General features: G+C 67.3%; 18 protein-coding genes. 8 read left to right on the top strand and 10 right to left on the bottom strand.

The features are described from left to right. Positions 1–3: 3 nt before the first annotated feature. Entirely contained in the window at positions 4–1,545 is a 1,542-nt protein-coding gene (locus ABOZ73_RS17550; protein WP_369059391.1) for an acetyl-CoA acetyltransferase, read from the bottom strand. 231 nt (positions 1,546–1,776) lie between these two features. Between ABOZ73_RS17550 and ABOZ73_RS17545 the strand changes: the two genes are divergently transcribed. Together ABOZ73_RS17545 and glnA are read left to right on the top strand one after the other, a co-directional pair. Then, positions 1,777–2,115, top strand: a complete 339-nt coding sequence (locus ABOZ73_RS17545) for a P-II family nitrogen regulator (protein WP_369059390.1) — start codon at positions 1,777–1,779, stop codon at positions 2,113–2,115. A 39-nt stretch (positions 2,116–2,154) separates the two neighbouring features. Beyond that, positions 2,155–3,564 (top strand): type I glutamate--ammonia ligase, encoded by a 1,410-nt coding sequence (gene glnA, locus ABOZ73_RS17540; RefSeq protein WP_369059389.1) that lies wholly within the window; start codon positions 2,155–2,157, stop codon positions 3,562–3,564. Positions 3,565–3,622: 58 nt separating this feature from the next. Here the strand turns inward: glnA and ABOZ73_RS17535 are convergent, their stop codons facing one another. Together ABOZ73_RS17535 and ABOZ73_RS17530 are read right to left on the bottom strand one after the other, a co-directional pair. After that, positions 3,623–4,186 carry a hypothetical protein gene (locus tag ABOZ73_RS17535; protein ID WP_369059388.1) on the bottom strand — a complete coding sequence of 188 codons (564 nt, stop codon included), beginning with the start codon at positions 4,184–4,186 and terminating at the stop codon, positions 3,623–3,625. Next, positions 4,183–4,557 carry a PadR family transcriptional regulator gene (locus ABOZ73_RS17530; protein WP_369059387.1) on the bottom strand — a complete coding sequence of 125 codons (375 nt, stop codon included), beginning with the start codon at positions 4,555–4,557 and terminating at the stop codon, positions 4,183–4,185. The genes ABOZ73_RS17535 and ABOZ73_RS17530 overlap by 4 nt, the downstream gene beginning before the upstream one ends. A 196-nt stretch (positions 4,558–4,753) precedes the next feature. Between ABOZ73_RS17530 and ABOZ73_RS17525 the strand changes: the two genes are divergently transcribed. From ABOZ73_RS17525 to ABOZ73_RS17500, 6 genes are all read left to right on the top strand, one after another. After that, entirely contained in the window at positions 4,754–6,187 is a 1,434-nt protein-coding gene (locus ABOZ73_RS17525) for an amidohydrolase (protein ID WP_369062573.1), read from the top strand. Continuing rightward, positions 6,184–7,542 (top strand): amidohydrolase family protein, encoded by a 1,359-nt coding sequence (locus tag ABOZ73_RS17520; RefSeq protein WP_369059386.1) that lies wholly within the window; start codon positions 6,184–6,186, stop codon positions 7,540–7,542. The genes ABOZ73_RS17525 and ABOZ73_RS17520 overlap by 4 nt, the downstream gene beginning before the upstream one ends. A gap of 223 nt (positions 7,543–7,765) precedes the next feature. Continuing rightward, entirely contained in the window at positions 7,766–9,865 is a 2,100-nt protein-coding gene (parE, locus tag ABOZ73_RS17515) for a DNA topoisomerase IV subunit B (protein WP_369059385.1), read from the top strand. A gap of 328 nt (positions 9,866–10,193) precedes the next feature. Next, complete coding sequence (gene otsB, locus ABOZ73_RS17510) at positions 10,194–10,934, top strand: trehalose-phosphatase (RefSeq protein ID WP_369062572.1); 741 nt, start codon at positions 10,194–10,196, stop codon at positions 10,932–10,934. Further along, positions 10,931–12,334, top strand: coding sequence for a trehalose-6-phosphate synthase (locus ABOZ73_RS17505; protein ID WP_369059384.1), 1,404 nt, complete (start codon positions 10,931–10,933; stop codon positions 12,332–12,334). The genes otsB and ABOZ73_RS17505 overlap by 4 nt, the downstream gene beginning before the upstream one ends. A gap of 156 nt (positions 12,335–12,490) precedes the next feature. Further along, the gene (locus tag ABOZ73_RS17500; protein WP_369059383.1) at positions 12,491–14,119 is read left to right on the top strand and encodes a DEAD/DEAH box helicase; all 1,629 of its coding nucleotides are present in this window, start codon (positions 12,491–12,493) and stop codon (positions 14,117–14,119) included. A gap of 3 nt (positions 14,120–14,122) precedes the next feature. On the opposite strand, the gene ABOZ73_RS17495 is transcribed toward ABOZ73_RS17500, so the two are convergent. From ABOZ73_RS17495 to ABOZ73_RS17465, 7 genes are all read right to left on the bottom strand, one after another. Next, positions 14,123–14,923 (bottom strand): enoyl-CoA hydratase/isomerase, encoded by an 801-nt coding sequence (locus ABOZ73_RS17495; protein WP_369059382.1) that lies wholly within the window; start codon positions 14,921–14,923, stop codon positions 14,123–14,125. Positions 14,924–14,986: 63 nt separating this feature from the next. Further along, a complete protein-coding gene (locus tag ABOZ73_RS17490; protein WP_369059381.1) occupies positions 14,987–16,042 on the bottom strand; it encodes a GGDEF domain-containing protein in 1,056 nt (351 codons plus the stop codon). Positions 16,043–16,199: 157 nt separating this feature from the next. Beyond that, positions 16,200–16,595 carry a DUF6165 family protein gene (locus tag ABOZ73_RS17485; protein ID WP_369059380.1) on the bottom strand — a complete coding sequence of 132 codons (396 nt, stop codon included), beginning with the start codon at positions 16,593–16,595 and terminating at the stop codon, positions 16,200–16,202. Then, on the bottom strand, positions 16,595–17,527 hold the full coding sequence (locus ABOZ73_RS17480; protein WP_369062571.1) for a glycosyltransferase family 9 protein: 933 nt from the start codon (positions 17,525–17,527) through the stop codon (positions 16,595–16,597). The genes ABOZ73_RS17485 and ABOZ73_RS17480 overlap by 1 nt, the downstream gene beginning before the upstream one ends. 20 nt (positions 17,528–17,547) lie before the next feature. Next, positions 17,548–17,943, bottom strand: coding sequence for a GFA family protein (locus ABOZ73_RS17475; protein WP_369059379.1), 396 nt, complete (start codon positions 17,941–17,943; stop codon positions 17,548–17,550). Then, complete coding sequence (locus ABOZ73_RS17470; RefSeq protein ID WP_369059378.1) at positions 17,940–18,329, bottom strand: HesB/IscA family protein; 390 nt, start codon at positions 18,327–18,329, stop codon at positions 17,940–17,942. Before ABOZ73_RS17470 ends, ABOZ73_RS17475 begins: the two co-directional genes overlap by 4 nt. 4 nt (positions 18,330–18,333) lie before the next feature. Beyond that, a complete protein-coding gene (locus ABOZ73_RS17465) occupies positions 18,334–18,684 on the bottom strand; it encodes an SUF system Fe-S cluster assembly protein (RefSeq protein WP_369059377.1) in 351 nt (116 codons plus the stop codon). Between the last annotated feature and the right edge of the window lie 2 nt (positions 18,685–18,686).

The following is an 18,686-nucleotide window of genomic DNA, read 5'->3' as shown; positions in this document are numbered from 1 at the left end:
GGGTCAGTCCGGAACGAAGAGGTTGCGCACGCCGTCGGGATGCGGGCCGACGGTCCCGGAGCGGCCGACGGACTCCACCGCCTCCAGCCCGCGCAGGGTCGCCTCGTCCTCGGGGGTGTTGGCGACGAAGCGACGCCCTTTCTCGTCCCGGCCGATGACGATGCCCATACGATAGCCTTCGCGTGAGTGGATGACGGTGTAGGTCTCGATCGCAGCCCGCCCCTGCGGCCGTTCAACAACAGGCGGATGCGGCAGGGCGTCTACCTGGGCCTGGATGACCTTCGGATCTTCCCGCTTCCAGGCCCCCTCGACCGGCCGGGTCGAATAGACGCCGACCGACTGCTTGGTCAGGTGCCAGCCGTTGGCGGTGCAGAGGCCATAGGCGCCCGGCCGCGCGCGCAGACGGCTCATCATCTCCGCGATCCCGTGCATGGCGTAGTTGTTCCCGGGGCCGCCGAAGTACGGCAGGCCGCCAGTCACCGTCAGGCCGCGCGGATCGTTGATGGACAGGCCCAACTCCTCCGCCGCGATCTGCACGGCGGACGGGAAGCAGGAATAGATGTCGAACAGGTCGATGTCGGCCAGGTCGATCCCGGCCATGCCCAGCGCCCGCTCCCCCGTCAGGCGGATGGCCGGGCTGGAATGGTAGTCCTGCCGGTCCAGCAGGTTCCACAGATCCGCCGCATCAGCGCAGCCGTGCAGGAAGACCCAGCGATCCTCGGGCACGCCCAGCTCGCGCGCCTTGCGGACGCTGGCGATCAGGACGGCGGCGGACTGGTCCACCTCCAGGATCGAGTTGACGTATTTCGGATAGGGAAAGCCGACGAGACGATTGGCCGGCGTCACGGTCATCAGCTCTTCGGCGGAGCGTTCGACCGGGAACCAGGCGTTGGGATTGCCCGCGGCCACGCGGGTGAAGGGCGCGAACAGCTCGCCGATCCGCTGCTGGTGCTCTGGGATCGAGCGTCCGTCCCTGGCTCGCAACGCGTTCTCGAACAGCGGATAGGTGTTGGTGGGAAAGGCCAGACCGTGCGCTTCCTCGTGCTCAGTCGCGCCAGGCCGGGGATCGCCGACCATGTTCGGGGCTTCGGCGACGTCGTCGCTCCAGTCCGGCCCAAAGCCCAGCCCGCCCTTAAGCCGCTTCATCAGCGAGCCGAGGAACTCCGCCCCGGCGACCAGGCCCAGTTCAACCTCGCCGCGGCTGATCCGTTCGGCGAACTGATTGACCAGCATCTGAGGCGTATTGCCGCCGGTATATGTGTACATATGGACAGCAGGCGCCGCGCCGAGAGCACGCGCCAGACTGGCCGGAGGGTTAAGCAGACGCGGAACCGGCAGGCGCGAGAGGCCGCCCGGCGCATCGATCGAGAAACCGACGACCGCCAAAGCGTCGATCCCGGCAAGATCAGCCTCCGAAAGGCCGGCGTCGGAGGCGGCTGATTTCGCCGCAATCTTCAGCAGTTCGAGCGGTGATGGTGAATCCGCCGCCGAGCCGCGATGCGTGAATTGGCCCGAACCGATAAGAACCGGCGTGTCTTCCAGCATCCTGACTACCCTTCCGCCCCTGTCTGACCTCGATCCTAGGGGCCGAACGGCCGTTCACAAGGCGGATTTCGGCATGCACAAAAGGCGGGCTCGCGCTGCCTCATTTTCATGCATATGAAGCTTCTGAGGCAGGCGGTAAGGATTCGTAAGCCTGGGCCCTTGTGGCCGCGCCCCGCCCTGTGCTCCGTCGCGCCCATGTAATGAAAGGCGGCCCTCTCCGGCCGAGTTTCCATGAAGAAGATCGAAGCCGTCATCAAACCCTTCAAGCTCGATGAGGTGAAGGAAGCGCTCCAGGAGATGGGCGTTCAAGGCATGACGGTGCTGGAAGCCAAGGGCTACGGCCGCCAGAAGGGCCATACCGAGCTCTATCGCGGCGCCGAGTACGTCGTGGACTTCCTGCCCAAGATCAAGATCGAGGTGGTGGTCGAGGACGCCCAGGCGTCCGCCGCCATCGAGGCCGTCATCGGCGCCGCCCGCACCGGGCGCATCGGCGACGGCAAGATTTTCGTTTCGGACATCGTGGACGTGATCCGCATCCGAACGGGAGAAAACGGCGCGGCCGCCGTCTGACGACGGCCCACTGCACTAAGAGCTCAAAGGGGATAACGCATGAGCACGGCCCAGAAGATCCTTTCCGAGATCAAGGAAAAGGAAGTCAAATACGTTGACGTCCGCTTCACCGACGTTCGCGGCAAGATGCAGCACGTCACCTTCGACATCGACCTGGTCGACGAGGACTTCCTCAACGACGGCACGATGTTCGACGGCTCGTCCATCGCCGGTTGGAAGGCGATCAACGAGTCCGACATGAAGCTGCGTCCGGACCTGGAAAGCGCTTACATCGACCCGTTCTACCAGCAGACCACGCTGTGCCTGTTCTGCGACGTGCTGAACCCCGACACCAACGAGCCGTACAACCGCGACCCGCGCTCCATCGCCAAGAAGGCGCTGAGCTACGTGAAGTCGTCGGGCGTGGGCGACACCGTCTACTTCGGCCCGGAAGCCGAGTTCTTCATCTTCGACGACGTGAAGTGGGACACCTCGCCCCACAACACCGGCTACTCCTATAACTCGGTCGAACTGCCGACCAACACGGGCCGCGCCTATCCGGAAGGCAATATGGGCCACCGCCCGGGGCCCAAGGGCGGCTACTTCCCGGTGAACCCGATCGACAGCGGCCAGGACCTGCGCGGCGAAATGCTGGCGGTCATGGGCGAGCTGGGCATGAAGCCGGAAAAGCACCACCACGAAGTGGCGCCCGCCCAGCACGAGCTCGGCCTGAAGTTCGACACCATGGTCACCATGGCCGACCGCCTGCAGCTCTATAAGTACGTGATCCACAACGTGGCCCACGCCTACGGCAAGACGGCCACCTTCATGGCCAAGCCGATGTTCGGCGACAACGGTTCGGGCATGCACGTCCACCAGTCGATCTGGGGCAACGGCAAGCCGCTGTTCGCCGGCGACAAGTACGCCGGCCTGTCGGACCTGTGCCTGTGGTACATCGGCGGCATCATCAAGCACGCCAAGGCGATCAACGCGTTCTCGAACTCCACGACGAACTCGTACAAGCGCCTGGTGCCGGGCTACGAAGCCCCGGTGAAGCTGGCCTATTCGTCGCGCAACCGCTCGGCGTCGATCCGCATCCCGCACGTGGACAGCCCGAAGGCCAAGCGTCTGGAAGCCCGCTTCCCCGACCCGATGGGCAACCCCTACCTGACCTTCGTGGCACTGCTGATGGCCGGCCTCGACGGGATCGAGAACAAGATCGATCCGGGCGCGCCCGCCGACAAGAACCTGTACGACCTGCCGCCCCGCGAGCAGAAGAAGATCCCGGAAGTCTGCGGCTCGCTCCGCGAGGCTCTGGAAGCCCTCGACAAGGACCGCGCCTTCCTCAAGAAGGGCGGCGTCATGGATGACGACTTCATCGACAGCTACATCGAGCTGAAGATGGAAGAAGTGATGCGCCTGCAATTGCACCCGCACCCGGTCGAATTCGACATGTACTACAAGTGCTAAGCACAACCGCTTAGCCGGAAGACAGAAGGCCCGCGGAGCGATCCGCGGGCCTTTTTCGTCAGCGGCGGGCCAGGGCCCGGACCGCGCCCAGCAGGATCAGCCGGCCGAAGACGTAGGAGGCGGCGATCAGCGCCGCGCCCACCACGTAAATCTTGTCGCCCGCGATGTCCTTGGCCCGGCTCGGGTCGTCGTTCGTGCCGATGAAGAAGCCGGCCTCGCCGACCCACAGGCCGGTGTGGACGGGATCGACCACCTCCATGACCATGGCCACGGCCCCACCAGCGGCCAGACAGAACAGGCACAAGACCGCCACGAAGGCGACCAGGGCGATCAGGCTGCGATGCACCCGGCGGGCGATAGCGCCCAGCAGGTCGCCGCCGCGCTGTGAGCCCAGGGCGCCGGACAGGTCCATCTCGTCCATGAATTTGCGAGCATAGGCGTCAGGCGTGCCGAACCCCTCCACCGCCTGGACGGGCGTCAGACCCCTCGCCAGGCGCTCGTACATATGGGTGCGGGTCTCATCGATGATCCCTTCGCGCTCCGGCGACGGCATCCGCGCCAGCGCCCAGCCCAGCTTGCGAAGCCACGCTTCCACCTCGGGATTGCTGTTGGCGTAAGTCATTCCCCACCCCTTTCCAGAAAGCCGCCGAGACTGGCGCTGACACGCGTCCACTCGGCCTGTTGTTCGACAAGTTCGGCGCGCCCTATTTCGGTCAGCGCGTAGTATTTCCGAGGACGGGCGCCGCCCTCCTCGATCCGCCACTCGGCCCTGGTCAGGCCCGCCTTCTCCAGGCGGTGCAGCAGCGGGTAGATCGTCCCCTCCGCCAGGTTCAGCCCAGCCTCGCCCCTGAGCCGGTCCAGGATTTCCAGGCCGTAGTGCGCGCGCGCCTTCAGCACGCTCAGCAAGGCCAGCTCAGCCAGCCCCTTGAGCAGTTGCGCACGCCGGGTTTCGGCGGCTTCGGATTTTGCTTCGTAAGTCATCTTGTCTTGCAAGGTATCATGCGATCCCAGATCCGGGAATGAGGGCCGACATGAAGCTTTCGCAATGTTGGGGACAAACCGTCGCTTTAGCGTCCGCGAAACAGCGATATCGCTTGATCGTATACGGAAACTGGTCTCGATTTCGCCCCACCTTTTCCTGGAGGGGGCGACATTGAGTAGCTTTATGAGGGCGGCGCTGGCCGCGACCATGCTGACGGGGCTGGCGTTCGCCGGCGCGTCCAGCGCCTACGCGCAGGCGGCGAAGCCCGCGGCCAAGCCCGCCGAAAAGGTGGTGACTAAGCCGCTGCCGGCCGGCCTTGATCCGTCGGCGGGCGCAGCGCCCTTCGCCTCGACCTACAAGCCCCTGCCCGGCCGGGCCACGGCCATCGTCGGCGCGACGGTGCTGACGGCCACCGGCCAGCAGATCGAGAACGGCGTCGTCTTCTTCTCCGGCGGCAAGATCGTTTCGGTCGGCGGCGCCGGCACCGCGGTCCCGGCGGACGTCGCCGTGATCGACGGCAAGGGAAAGTGGGTGACCCCCGGCGTCATCGACGCCCACAGCCACCTGGGCGTCTATTCCTCGCCCGGCGTGCAGGCCCGTTCGGACGGCAACGAAGTCACCGACCCCAACACCGCACAGGTGTGGGCCGAGCACTCGGTCTGGCCGCATGATCCGGGCTTCAACCGCGCCCGCGCCGGCGGGGTGACCACCCTGCAGATCCTCCCGGGCTCGGCCAACCTGTTCGGCGGCCGCTCGGTGACGCTGAAGAACGTGCCCTCGCACACCATGCAGGGGATGAAGTTTCCCGGCGCGCCCTACGGCGTGAAGATGGCCTGCGGCGAGAACCCCAAGCGGGTCTACGGCGGCCGCAGCCGCGCGCCGTCGACGGCCATGGGCAACGTGGCCGGCTATCGCGCGGCGTGGATCAACGCCGCCGACTACAAGCGCAAGTGGGACGACTACCGCGCCAAGGTCGAAAAGGGCGAGAAGGCCGACGCGCCCAAGCGCGACCTGCAGCTCGACACCCTGATGGGCGTGCTGAACGGCGAGATCCTGGTGCAGAACCACTGCTATCGCGGCGACGAGATGGCCGTGATGATCGATATCGGCAAGGAATTCGGCTACCGCACGACCATGTTCCACCACGCGGTGGAGGCCTACAAGGTCGGCGACCTGCTCGCCAAGGAAGACGTCTGCTTCGCCACCTGGGCGTCGTGGCAGGGCTTCAAGATGGAGAGCCTGGACGGCATCGACGCCAACGCGGCCATCGCCTACAAGGCCGGCGCCTGCACCGTCATCCACTCGGACGATCCGATCATGACCCAGCGCCTCAATCAGGAGGCGGCCCTGGCCATGGCGGCGGGCAACCGCATCGGCATGAACATCAACCGCGCCGAAGCCATCGCCTGGATCACCGCCAACCCGGCCAAGGCCCTGGGCATCGGCGACAAGACCGGCAGCCTGGTCGCCGGCAAGGCCGCCGACGTGGTCCTGTGGAGCAGCGACCCGTTCAGCGTCTACGCCAAGGCCGAGAAGGTCTTCATTGACGGCGGCCTCGCCTACGATCGCAACGATCCGCAGTATCAGCCCAAGTCTGATTTCGAACTCGGCCAGCCGGGTGAAGGGGCGTTCCACCAATGATCCGCACCATGCTTTTCGGGGGCGCCTGCGCCCTCGCCCTGACCACGGCGGCCTCGGCCGAGACCGTGGCCATCACCAACGCCAAGATCGAAACGGTGGCGGCGGCCGGGACCATCGCGTCGGGCGTCATCGTCCTGACCGACGGCAAGATCACCGCCGTGGGCGCGAACGTGTCGGTCCCCTCGGGCGCCCGCGTCATCGACGCCAAGGGCGGGGTCGTGACCCCCGGCCTGATCGCGCCGTCCAGCAACCTGGGCGCCTCGGAAATCGGCGGCGTCCGCGAAACGCGGGACGATGGGTCGGGAACCGAGATGTCGGCCGGCTTCGACATCGCCTACAGCATCAACCCGGACTCGCCGGTCATCGCCCTGGCGCGTGACGGCGGCGTCACCGGCGCGGCCATCACCCCCACCCTTTCGGGCGGTGGCGGCGGCGCGCACCGCGACGACGGCGACGCTGAACTGGAAGCCCTGCAGAACTACACCGCGGGCCGCGCCGGCGACGGCGATCCGCGCCTGTTCGCGGGGCAGGCCGCCCTGATCCGCCTGGCGGCCGGCGACACCGACATCGTCACCAAGGCCAAGGTGGCCGTGGCGCTCGACCTCGGCCAGGCCGGGGCCCGCGCGGCCGGCGGCTCTCGCGGGGCGGCGATCGTGCTGGTGAAGTCGGCGTTCGAGGACGCCCGCGCCTTCGCCCGCAACCGTTCGGCCTTCGAAAAGGGGGCGACCCGTGACTTCGGTCTGTCGCGCATCGACCTCGAAGCGCTGATCCCGGTGATCGAGGGCAAGACCCCGCTGCTGGTCCGCGTCCGCCGCGCCTCCGACATCCGCCAGGTGCTCAAGCTGGCGGCCGAGGAGAAGGTGAAGATCATCCTCGAAGGCGCTGAAGAGGGCTGGATCGCGGCCGCCGACATCGCCAAGGCCGGCGTGCCGGTGATCATCGACACCCAGGCCGACCTGCCCGACAGCTTCGAGACCCTGGCTTCGCGCCTGGACAACGCCGCCCGGCTGCAGGCCGCCGGGGTCGCCGTCGCCATCACCGGCTCGCGCGACTTCAACAACCTGCGTCTGCAGCGTCTGAACGCTGGCCTCGCGGTGGCCAACGGCATGCCCTACCAGGCGGCCCTGGCTTCGGTGACGGCCGTTCCGGCCAAGATCTGGGGCATGTCCTCGGTCGGCACGCTGGAAGTCGGCAAGACCGCTGACGTCGTCGTCTGGAACGGCGATCCGCTGGAGACCACCACCTGGCCGACCGCCGTCTTCGTGGGCGGCCAGCAGCAGCCGACGGAATATCGCGGCCTGAAGCTGCGTGACCGCTACGCCCGACCGGCCGGGGCCTATCCCCGCGCCTACTAGGGCTCTTCTCCTTCCCCGTAGCGAAGCGTGCGGGGGAGGTGGATCGGCACGATAGTGACGAGACGGAGGGGGCGTCCTGCTGAACCTCAGCTAGCGCCCCCTCCACCATGCTTCGCATGGTCCCCCTCCCCGCAAGCGGGGCAGGAGAAAAACGGCGGCGCTTGCCCCATACGTCATGCAGCGCCTAAGGAAGCCGGCTCGAATCGCCTAGACTTCCATCCAAATGTCCCAGTCTCCCCAAAGCTCTCTGTTCGACGACGCCCTGAGCCCGCCGCCAGCCAACCCGCTGCCGGCCCGCGAGCCCGCGCCCGCGCAAGCGCCAGCGCCCGCCGCCGCGGCTCCCGCCCCGTCTCCAGCCCCCGCTCCCGCCGCCAGCGCCCCCGCGCCCAGCAGCGGCTATTCGGCGGCCGACATCGAGGTGCTGGAAGGCCTGGAGCCGGTCCGCAAGCGTCCCGGCATGTACATTGGCGGCACCGATGAGCGCGCCCTGCACCACCTGTTCGCCGAAGTCCTCGACAACTCGATGGACGAAGCGGTCGCCGGCCACGCCAAGCTGATCGAGGTGATCCTCGACGCCGACGGCGCCCTGACGGTGAAGGATGACGGCCGCGGCATGCCCGTGGACCCGCACCCCAAGCACCCCGGCAAGTCGGCGCTGGAAGTGATCATGACCGTCCTGCACGCGGGCGGTAAGTTCAGCGGCAAGGCGTACGAGACCTCCGGCGGTCTGCACGGGGTCGGCGCGTCGGTCGTCAACGCCCTGTCGGAAATCCTCGAGGTCACCGTCTGGCGCGACGGTTTCGAGCACCGCCAGGAATTCTCGCGCGGCAAGCCCGTCGGCCCGCTGCAGCAGGTCGCCCCGTCCAAGAAGCGCGGCACGGCGGTGAAATTCCTGCCCGACGCCGAGATCTTCGGCGAAGGCGCGATCTTCAAGCCGGTGCGCCTGTACCGCATGGCCCGCTCCAAGGCCTATCTGTTCCGCGGCGTGCAGATCAAATGGAAGTGCGACCCGTCGCGCATCCACGACCAGACCCCCGCCGAGGCGACGTTCCACTTCCCCAACGGCCTGGCCGACTTCCTGGCGGAACGGACCAAGGGGCTGGAAACAGTCACGCCCGAGCCCTTCGCCGGCCGCATCGAGCGCCAGGGGGAAGCCGGCGCCGTGGAATGGGCCATCGCCTGGACCCCGCGCGGGTTCGGCGAGGCTGACGGCTTCATCCAGTCGTACTGCAACACCGTGCCGACCCCCGAGGGCGGCACCCACGAGTCCGGCCTGCGCGCGGTGCTGGTGCGCGGCCTGAAGGCCTATGCCGAACTGATCGGCGAGAAGCGCGGCGGCATCCTGACCGCCGACGACGTGATCGCCCAGGCGGGCACGCTGATCAGCGTGTTCATCCGCAATCCGGAGTTCCAGGGCCAGACCAAGGAAAAGCTGTCGTCCAGCGACGCCCAGCGTCTGGTCGAGAACGCCCTGCGCGACCCGTTCGACCACTGGCTGACCGGCAGCCCCAAGGCCGCCCGCGCCCTGCTGGACTTCGTGGTCGAGCGCGCCGAGGAACGCCTGAAGCGCCGCAAGGACAAGGAAGTCCAGCGGGCCAGCGCCACGCGCAAGCTGCGCCTGCCGGGCAAGCTGGCCGACTGCTCCGGCACGGCCGTGGACGGCGCGGAGCTGTTCATCGTCGAGGGTGACTCGGCCGGCGGCTCCGCCAAGCAGGCCCGCAACCGCAAGACCCAGGCGATCCTTCCCCTGCGCGGAAAGATCCTGAACGTGGCCAGCGCCACGGGCGACAAGCTGGTCGCCAACAAGGAACTGTCGGACCTGATGCTGGCCCTGGGCGCCCAGGGCGGGAACAAGTACCGCGAGGAAGACCTGCGCTACGAGCGCATCATCATCATGACGGACGCCGACGTCGATGGCGCCCACATCGCATCCCTGCTGATCACCTTCTTCTACCGGACCATGCCGGACATGATCCGGCAGGGTAAGCTCTACATGGCCCTGCCGCCGCTCTATCGCATCAGCCACGGCGGCAAGACGGTCTATGCCCGCGACGACGCCCACAAGGACGAGCTGCTGGCCACGGACTTCAAGAACAAGAAGCCCGAGATCGGCCGCTTCAAGGGCCTGGGCGAGATGATGGCCGCCCAGCTCAAGGAAACCACCATGGACCCGGCGGTGCGCACGCTCGCGCGCGTCACCCTGCCCCGTTCGGAAGAGTCGGTGGAGTCGCTGGTGGAGACCCTGATGGGTCGCAAGCCGGAGCTGCGCTTCCGATTCATTCAGGAGAACGCCGAGTTCGCGGCCGATGACCTGGACGTCTAGGCGTCAGAACATCGATTAAATCTTACGCAGATAGCGCCGCGCTCACATCGAGTTGCGGCGCTTTCGTTTTTCAGACTATCGTTCGGTGGAGACGAAGTTCGTCAATATATCCGGCGACATAGAGCGATCTTCAAGATCGCTGGATTGAGCGGCAACTCATCAGCGGATGTATGGTTCCGCTCATATGCCCTCACATTACGTTTATTTGGGTCGCAGGGCTCCAATCCCCATCTAGGGCGTTCACCAAGCCGGTAAGTCCGGCGCGTGCAGCAACCATCGCCCAGGGGACGCCATGGCCGCTGAAAAGCCAGAGATTGTTTTGACCGATATGCATCCCGCGCCCCTCGAACTTTCGAGGACGGCGCTTTTCCTCGATCTGGACGGCACGCTCGCCCATTTCGAACCGAAGCCGACGGACGTCGGCCCCAACCTCTATCGCAACGACCTGCTGCGCCGCCTGTGCGGGCGCCTGGACGGTCGCCTCGCGGTGGTCAGCGGCCGCGCCATGGCCGATCTCGACCGCATTCTCGAGGACTGCACACCCTGCCTGGCCGGCACCCACGGCCTGGAGTTCCGCCACGGCGGCGAAACCCGCATGGCCGAGGCGCACCCTTCGCTGGCGGACGCCATCGAGGCCTTCGACGCCTTCGCCCAGACCCAGAAGGGTCTGCTGGTGGAGCCGAAAGCCCTGGGCGTCGCTCTGCACTACCGCCTGGCCCCCGAGACGCGGGAAGCCTGCCTCGACCTCGCCGAGCGCGTGGGCGCGGCCTATGGCCTGAAGGTCCAGGACGGTCATCTGGTCGTCGAGCTGCGTACGCCCGGCGCGACCAAGGGCGACGCCGTCGCCGCCTTCATGGCCCGCAGCCCCTTCCTGGGCGCGACGCCGGTGTTCGTAGGCGATGACCTGACCGACGAGGACGGCTTCCGCGAAGCCGTCGACCAGGGCGGCTTCGGCATCCTGGTCGGCGAGAGCCGCCCCACTCGCGCGTCGTTCGGCCTGTCGGGTCCCGACGCCGTGCTGCGCTGGCTGGAAGACAGCCTTCTGGACCATCAGGGAGCCGCCGCATGAGCCGCCTGATCGTCGTCTCCAACCGCGTCCAGTTCTCCAGCGAGACCGGGGCCAGCGCCACAGGCGGCCTGGCCATGGCCATCGGTGCGTCCCTGCGCGAGCATCAGGGCGTGTGGTTCGGCTGGAGCGGCCAGACCACCGAGAAGTACACCGGCCACCTGCAACTGGACCGCATCGACGGCGTCACCGTCGCCAAGGTCGATCTCGAGCCGCAGGACATCGAGGAGTACTACAACGGCTACGCCAACAAGACCCTGTGGCCGCTGTTCCACGACCGCATCGACCTGACGGCCTATGAGCGTCCGTTCGGCGAAGGCTATCGCCGGGTGAACGCCCGCTTCGCCGAGGCGCTCCGCCCGCTGATCCAGCCGGACGACATCATCTGGGTCCACGACTATCACCTGATCCCGCTGGGGCGGGAGCTGCGCCGCCTGGGCGTGAAGAACCGGATCGGCTTCTTCCTTCACATCCCGTGGCCGGCCCGGCAGCTGCTGGCCACCCTGCCCCGCCATCCGGAGCTGGTGGCGTCGCTGTTCGACTATGACCTGGTCGGCACCCATGCCCAGGCGTTCCAGGCGGCGCTGGCGGGCTACATCATCAACGAGGCCGACGGCGAGGTGATGCCCAACGGCGACGCCTTCGCCTTCGGCAAGCACACGCGCCTGGGCGTCTTCCCCATCGGCATCGACGTGGGCGACTTCGAGGACGCGGCCGGCAGCACCGCCGCCCAGGAGAGCTTCGAGCGCATGCGCGAAAGCCTGGCCGGCCGCCAGATGATCATCGGCGTCGATCGACTGGACTACTCCAAGGGGCTGGAAGAGCGCTTCCTGTCCTATGAGCGGTTCCTGGCCGATACGCCGGAGGCGCGCGAGAAGGTCTTCCTGCTGCAGATCGCCACCGTCAGCCGCGGCGGGGTCGAGGCGTATCAGGACCTGCGCAACCGACTGGATGCGGTGTCGGGCCGGGTGAACGGCCAGTTCGCGACCTTCGACTGGGTGCCCCTACGTTATGTGAACAGCCCTTACCGGCGAGACGAGCTGGCCGGCATCTACCGCGCCGCCCATGTGGGCCTGGTGACGCCCCTGCGCGACGGGATGAACCTGGTGGCCAAGGAGTACGTGGCCGCCCAGGACCCGGAAGATCCCGGCGTGCTGATCCTGTCCCGTTTCGCCGGGGCCGCGGCGCAGATGAAGGACGCCCTGATCGTCAATCCGTTCAGCCGCGAGGACGTGGCCGACGCGATCCGCAGGGCCCTGGCCATGCCGCGCGAGGAACGCATCCGCCGCTGGAAAAGCCTGATCGAGGGCGTGCGGCGCGACGACGTCATCGCCTGGCGGGAAAGCTTCGTCGAAGCCCTGGCGGGTCTCGAACCCAAGGCCCGGATCGCGCCCGCCGCGTGATTCTGCGTGCATGCGGCGAGGTCAAGCAATCAAAGCGATTACTTGACTTCGTCGCAGGGTTTCTTATATGCGGCGATCAGTTCGAGACAGGTCTGGCGAATCCGCGCCGCCCGCTCGCCCAAGCACGGGCGGTTTCGAACCCAGACCTAGCGAGACATGACAGAATTTTCTGACCTGGGGCTGAGCCCCACGACCCTGCAAGCGGTCGCCGACACCGGCTATACCACCGCTACACCCATTCAAGCCCAAGCCATTCCCGTGGCCCTTGCCGGCGGCGACGTCCTCGGCATCGCCCAGACTGGCACCGGCAAGACCGCCGCCTTCACCCTTCCGCTGATCGACCGGCTGGCCGCCGGGCGCGCCAAGGCCCGCATGCCGCGCGCCCTGGTCATCGCCCCGACCCGCGAACTGGCCGACCAGGTGGCCGCCAGCTTCGAGAAGTACGCCAAGGGCACCAAGCTGTCCTGGGCCCTGCTGATCGGCGGCGTGTCGTTCGGCGACCAGGAAAAGAAGCTGGACCGCGGCGTGGACGTTTTGATCGCCACCCCGGGCCGCCTGCTCGACCACTTCGAGCGCGGCAAGCTGCTGATGACCGGCGTGCAAATCATGGTCGTCGACGAAGCCGACCGCATGCTGGACATGGGCTTCATCCCGGACATCGAGCGCATCTTCAAGATGACGCCGCCGAAGAAGCAGACGCTGTTCTTCTCGGCCACCATGCCGCCGGAAATCACCCGGCTGACCAAGCAATTCCTGAACAACCCGACCCGTATCGAAGTCGCCAAGCCCGCGACCACGAACGACAACATCACCCAGTACCTGGCGCGCATCCCGCTGTCGGACCCGAAGGCCAAGCGCATGACCCTGCGCGAGCTGATCAGCCGGTCCGAGGTGAAGAACGGCATCGTGTTCTGCAACCGCAAGACCGAAGTCGACATCGTCGCCAAGTCGCTGAAGGTCCACGGCCTGGACGCCGCGCCGATCCACGGCGACCTGGACCAGTCGCAGCGCATGAAGACCCTGGCCGACTTCCGCGCCGGCAATCTGAAGCTGCTGGTGGCCTCTGACGTCGCCGCGCGCGGCCTGGACATTCCCGAAGTCAGCCATGTCTTCAACTACGACGTGCCGCACCACGCCGACGACTACGTGCACCGCATCGGTCGTACCGGCCGCGCCGGCCGCACCGGCGAGGCGTTCATGATCGTCACGCCGTCGGACGACAAGGGCCTGGACAAGGTCCTGAAGCTGATCGGCAAGACCCCGAACGAAGCCGTGGTCGAGCTCGACTGGAGCCAAGCCAAGGACGACCGTCGTCCTAGCGAAAAGTCCGGCCGTGGCCGCGAACGCGGCGGTCGTGATCGTGACCGTGGCGAGCGCGGCGGCCGTGGCCGCAGCCGTTCGAGCGAGAACGCCGCTCCGGTGGAAGCCGTCGAGGCGACCGAGGTCGTGGACACCGTCAACGCCGCCGAAAGCGCACCCAAGCCGCGCCGCGAGCGCAGCCGCAATCGCCCGGAACGGGTCGAGGCGCCGGAACGCGCCGAGGGTGCTGAACGCCCCGAGCGCAGCGAACGTCCCGAACGCGACCGTGGCGGCCGCGCCGACAACCGTCGCGACGCCCGCCCGCAGCCGGAAGCGGAAGGTCCGCGCTCCAGCCGTGGCGGCGTGAAGGCCCCGCGGCTGCCGCGCGACGACGATGACCGCCGCGTGGTCGGCTTCGGCGCCGACGTTCCCGCCTTCCTGATGCGCGCCCCGCCCCGCGCGGCGGCCGTGGATGCCGAAGACTAGGCCCTAGCGGCCCTTGAAACTGGCGAGCCGCTTCGACAAGAATGCGGCCACGCCTTCCAGAAAGTCGTCGGTCTTGCCGGCGGCTTTTTGCGTTCTGCGCTCGGCGTCCAGCTGGTCGTTCCAGTCGGCGTCGAGACTGTCCCACATCAGCTTGCGGATATGACCCAGGGCGGCAGGACCGTTGGCCAGTTCGATCGCCAGGGCCATGGCCGTCGGCATCAGCTCGGCGTCGGCCACGCAGCGGTTGATCAGGCCCCACTCCAACGCCGTCTTCGCCGGGATCTTGTCGCCCAGCAGGGCCATCTCCATGGCCCGCGCCTTGCCCACCAGGCGGGGCAGCAGATAGGTCGAGCCGCCGTCGGGCACCAGGCCGATGCGCCGGAACGCCTGCAGGAAGTACGCCCCTTCCGCCGCCACGATGATGTCACCCAACAGGGCTAGCGAGCAGCCGATACCCGCCGCCGCGCCGTTCACCGCCGTGACGATGGGGATGGGCAGGTCGCGGAACTGGGTGACGAGCGGGTTGTAGACCTTCTCCAAGGACGCCCCGACGTCGGGTTTGCCGTCGTCGTCGATGGGCCGCCCGGCAGTCCCGCCGCCCGACAGATTGGCGCCGGAGCAGAACCCCCTGCCCTCGCCGGTCAGCAGCGCCGCGCGCGCCGTCTCCGACGCCTGGTTCAGGGCGGCCGATAGTTGTTCGGCCATCTCCATGCTGGCGGCGTTCAGGGTCGCGGGATCAGTCAGGGTGATCACCGCCACCCCGTCGACGAGCTCGAATCTGACCTTGGTGCTTGCGTCCGTCATGGGTCGTCCTCCCTTTTGGAGAGGACGTTAGAAACCGGCCCTAGCGTAACGCCAGAGGAAAAATCAGGCGGCGGCCGACAGGTTTTCGGCGTTGGTCACGCGGTTGCGGCCGGCGCGCTTGGACGCATAGAGACCGGAGTCGGCGCGTTCCATCAGGCTGTGCGACGGCTCTTCGGCCTGCAGCTCGGCCAGGCCTGCCGAGATGGTGATCGTGCCCAGGTCCTCGTTGGTCGAGCGACGCTTCAGCATCCGCGACGAGATCTCCAGGCGGATCTCCTCCAGGGTCGCCGTCACCGTCGCCGCGTCCTCGCGCGGGAAGATCATGGCGAACTCCTCGCCGCCGTAACGGGCGGCGAAGCGCGGCGGGGCGCCGACGCGGCCGATGACGCTGGCGACATATCGCAGCACCTGATCGCCCGTCTGGTGACCCCAGGTGTCGTTGAACCCCTTGAAATGGTCGATGTCGAGCAGGGCCAGGGACAGGGTCGTGCCCGCCTCCTTGGCCTCGGCGCAGGCGCGCTCCAGCTCTTCGTCGAAGGCCTTGCGATTGGCCAGGTTGGTCAGACCGTCCGTCGTGGCGTCGCGGCGCACCTGCTCCAGGTGCTCCTTCAGACGCTCGACCTCGGCCGTGGATTCGGTCAGACGGTTTTCCAGCGCCTCGGTCTCGCTGCGCGCCCGGCGCGTGGCGGTGGCCAGTTGATCGACCAGCAGGCGCAGGGTGGCGCCGTCCGTATGCTCGCCAAGGTGCTTGCTGGCCCCTTCAAGGGTCTCGCCGTAGGCGGCGGTGGAACGGCGGGCCTGCTTGATCGCCTTGGCGACCAGTTCCAGTTCACGGCCGAGCAGGTCGCCAGCGTCGCGGATCTGTTCGTTCAGGCGCGCCTTGGCCAGATGCTTGCTGGCCAGAGTCTCGATGGCGATATCCGTGACCGTCTCGCCCGAAGCCAGCAGGACCTCGAAGTCGCGGGCCAGATCGCTCTGCGGATCGGCCACGTAGTTGATGCAGACTTCGTAGTTGAGCGGCGTCGGCCAGATGTGATGGGATTCCATCAGCTCCAAGGCGCGGCGAGCGAGCTTGATGGCCTCGGGGCCGCGCAGTTTGGCTTCAACCTCAGCCGACATATCTCGCCACTTCCCTCAAGAACCGTCGTCGGCCGGGCGCGGGGCGCACGACCTCTCCCTCCAACTTAACTCCAGAGGGCAAACGACGGGTTAAGGGCGACCGGGAAGCGTTCGATGAACGGTGATACACGCATAGGGCGCATCCCAGCGCCGTCTGCTATCCCGCGAGGTACGGCTTGTAGCTCTTCTCTTCGACGATGTCGGAGCCGGCGGCGGCGTTGATCGACCGCTTGATGGCCGCCCGGCGGTCGTTCTCGATGTAGACCGAGCGAGCGAGACTGACGAACTGCGGGCCGAAATCCTGACGGCGCTCGCAGTCGCGCTTGCCGTCCTCGATGTCCCACAGCGCCGCGTTCACGGCCTGCAGCTGGGCGGTCAGGTCCGCCAGCGCCGACGCATCCGTCAGGGCCTGGGCCGCGATCGCCTCCAGCATGGCCAGTTCCTTGCGGACGTTGGCCTCCTTGGCGGGGTCGCCGATCCGCTCGGCCTTCACGCGCAGGATGGTGATCTTGTCCACCAGCTCGCCGGCCGAGATCGGGGCCATGATCGCCATCAGGAACCTTTCGACAGAAGCGCCTCAAGCGCCGCCGACGCAGCGTCGAGCGGCAAGGCGGCCATGTCCTGCCCGTAGTCTTCGGCGACCAGAACTTCAAGCGCGCGGGCGGCGGGCCGGAACTTCACCGCCTTGCGGCGATCCTTCTGGAGGCTGAGCAGCGGCGCGCCGCCGGCCGCCAGCATGTGCCCCGGGCCCGCGTCGTTGGCCACGGCCGCGGCCAGGCGCGACGCCAGGGCGATGACCAGCAGCGGCCCCTTCACATGGGTCAACACGTCCTTGCGGTCGGCTTCCGGGAACAGGGCGTCGGGCACGGCCAGGCGCGCGGCCTTGGCGTCGGTCGCCTCGTCGGGGCCGAAGAAGAAGACAGGGGTCCGCCCGGCCTGCTGCTGCTGGATCGCCAGGGACAGATAGCGCTCCAGCGGCCAGCGCTTCTCCTGCCCGCCGGCGCCGGGGGCGAAGCCCACATAGGTCGGGCCGAAGGGCAGCAGAATCTGGGCGGCGGCCAGGGCGTCGGGATTGGTCAGGGTGATGGGGCGCGGCGCCCCCTGCCCGTTCGTGGCCATGGACAGCAGGACGCCCAGGCGCGCGGTCACCGCCTCGGGCCAGCCCTTCGACGGCTTGCCCACATAGCGGCGGCCGGTCCGGCGGGCGACGAGGCTGCGACGCAGGTTCTCCTGGGTGTCGATGACCAGGTCGAACTTGCGGCCGCCGAACGGCTTCACCCACGGCAGGATGTCGCCTGGCGCATCGCCGGTCGGGCCGTCGGTCAGAATCTCGTCGATATAGCCCTGCACCACCGCCTTCAGCGGCCCGGCATAGACCGTGTCGCCCTTGGCCGCGGCCCAGGTGATCCGCGCGTCGGGAAAGGCGGCCCGAAGACCGGCGATGAAGGGCAGCTTGATCAGCCCGTCGCCGATCACCTCCCCCATCGAATAGACGAGGATCGAGGTCACACCCGCGGCCCGGGCCACTCAGGGCGGGGATCGGTGCTTTCGACCGTCATGTTCTCCCCCTCGGTGGCTCGCACCGGCAGGGTCGAGGGATCGAAGTCGTCCAGGCAGAAGATGTTGATCCCGTAGTGATCCGGCGCCGACCGCTTCCGATGGAAGGTGTAGATGCCGCACACCGAACAGAAACGATGCTGCGCCCGCTTGGTGTTCCACTGGTACAGGGACAGCTTGTCCTCGCCCTCCAGGATGGTCAGGGCGCTTTCATGCACCTTGGTCATCAGGGCGTTCTTCTTGATGCAGATCGAGCAGTCGCAGGTGGTCAGCTCGTCCGGCTCGACGTCCACGCGAAACTTCACGGCCCCGCAGTGGCAGGAGCCGAAATACGGGGCGGTCATGCCTGTTCTTCGACGGACTGCGGGATGATGGTGACGCTCTCGCCGCAACCGCAGGCGTCGGTCTCGTTCGGATTGTGGAAGACGAACTTGGACGACAGCTTGGTCGTCTCGTAGTCGATCTCCGTGCCCACCAGGAACAGCACCGCCTTGGCGTCGATCAGGATGGTGACGCCCTTGTCCTCAACCACTTCGTCCAGCGGGGCGCGATCCTCGGCGTATTCGAAGATGTATTCCTGGCCGGCGCAGCCGCCGTTCTTCACGCCGACGCGCAGGCCCGCATAGGGCTTCTCGGCCTTGGCCATGATCTCCTGGACGCGCGCGGCGGCGCGGTCGCTCAGGGTGACGACCTTGGGACGGGGGCGACGGGGGCGGGCTGCGAGTTCCATGGCCTTAGAACATGTTCAGCTGGAGTTTGGCTTCGTCCGACATGCGCGACTGGTCCCACGGCGGCTCGAACACCAGTTCGACATGGCACGACTTCAGGCCCGGGATCTCCATCACCGCGTCCTGGACCCAGCCCGGCATTTCGCCGGCCACCGGGCAGCCCGGCGCGGTCAGGGTCATGTCGATCTTGACGTCCTTGTCGTCGGAAACGTCGACCTTGTAGATCAGGCCGAGTTCATAGATGTCGACCGGGATTTCCGGGTCGAACACCGTCTTCAGCTTCTCGATCAGCTGATCGGTGAGCCGGTCGAGTTCAGCCTGGGGCAAGGCGGTGGTGGCGGGTGCTGCGTCGTCCATGG

The sequence above is a fragment of the Caulobacter sp. 73W genome (assembly GCF_041021955.1).
Taxonomy (GTDB): Bacteria; Pseudomonadota; Alphaproteobacteria; order Caulobacterales; family Caulobacteraceae; genus Caulobacter.
This window is presented reverse-complemented; position numbering and strand designations above follow the sequence as displayed.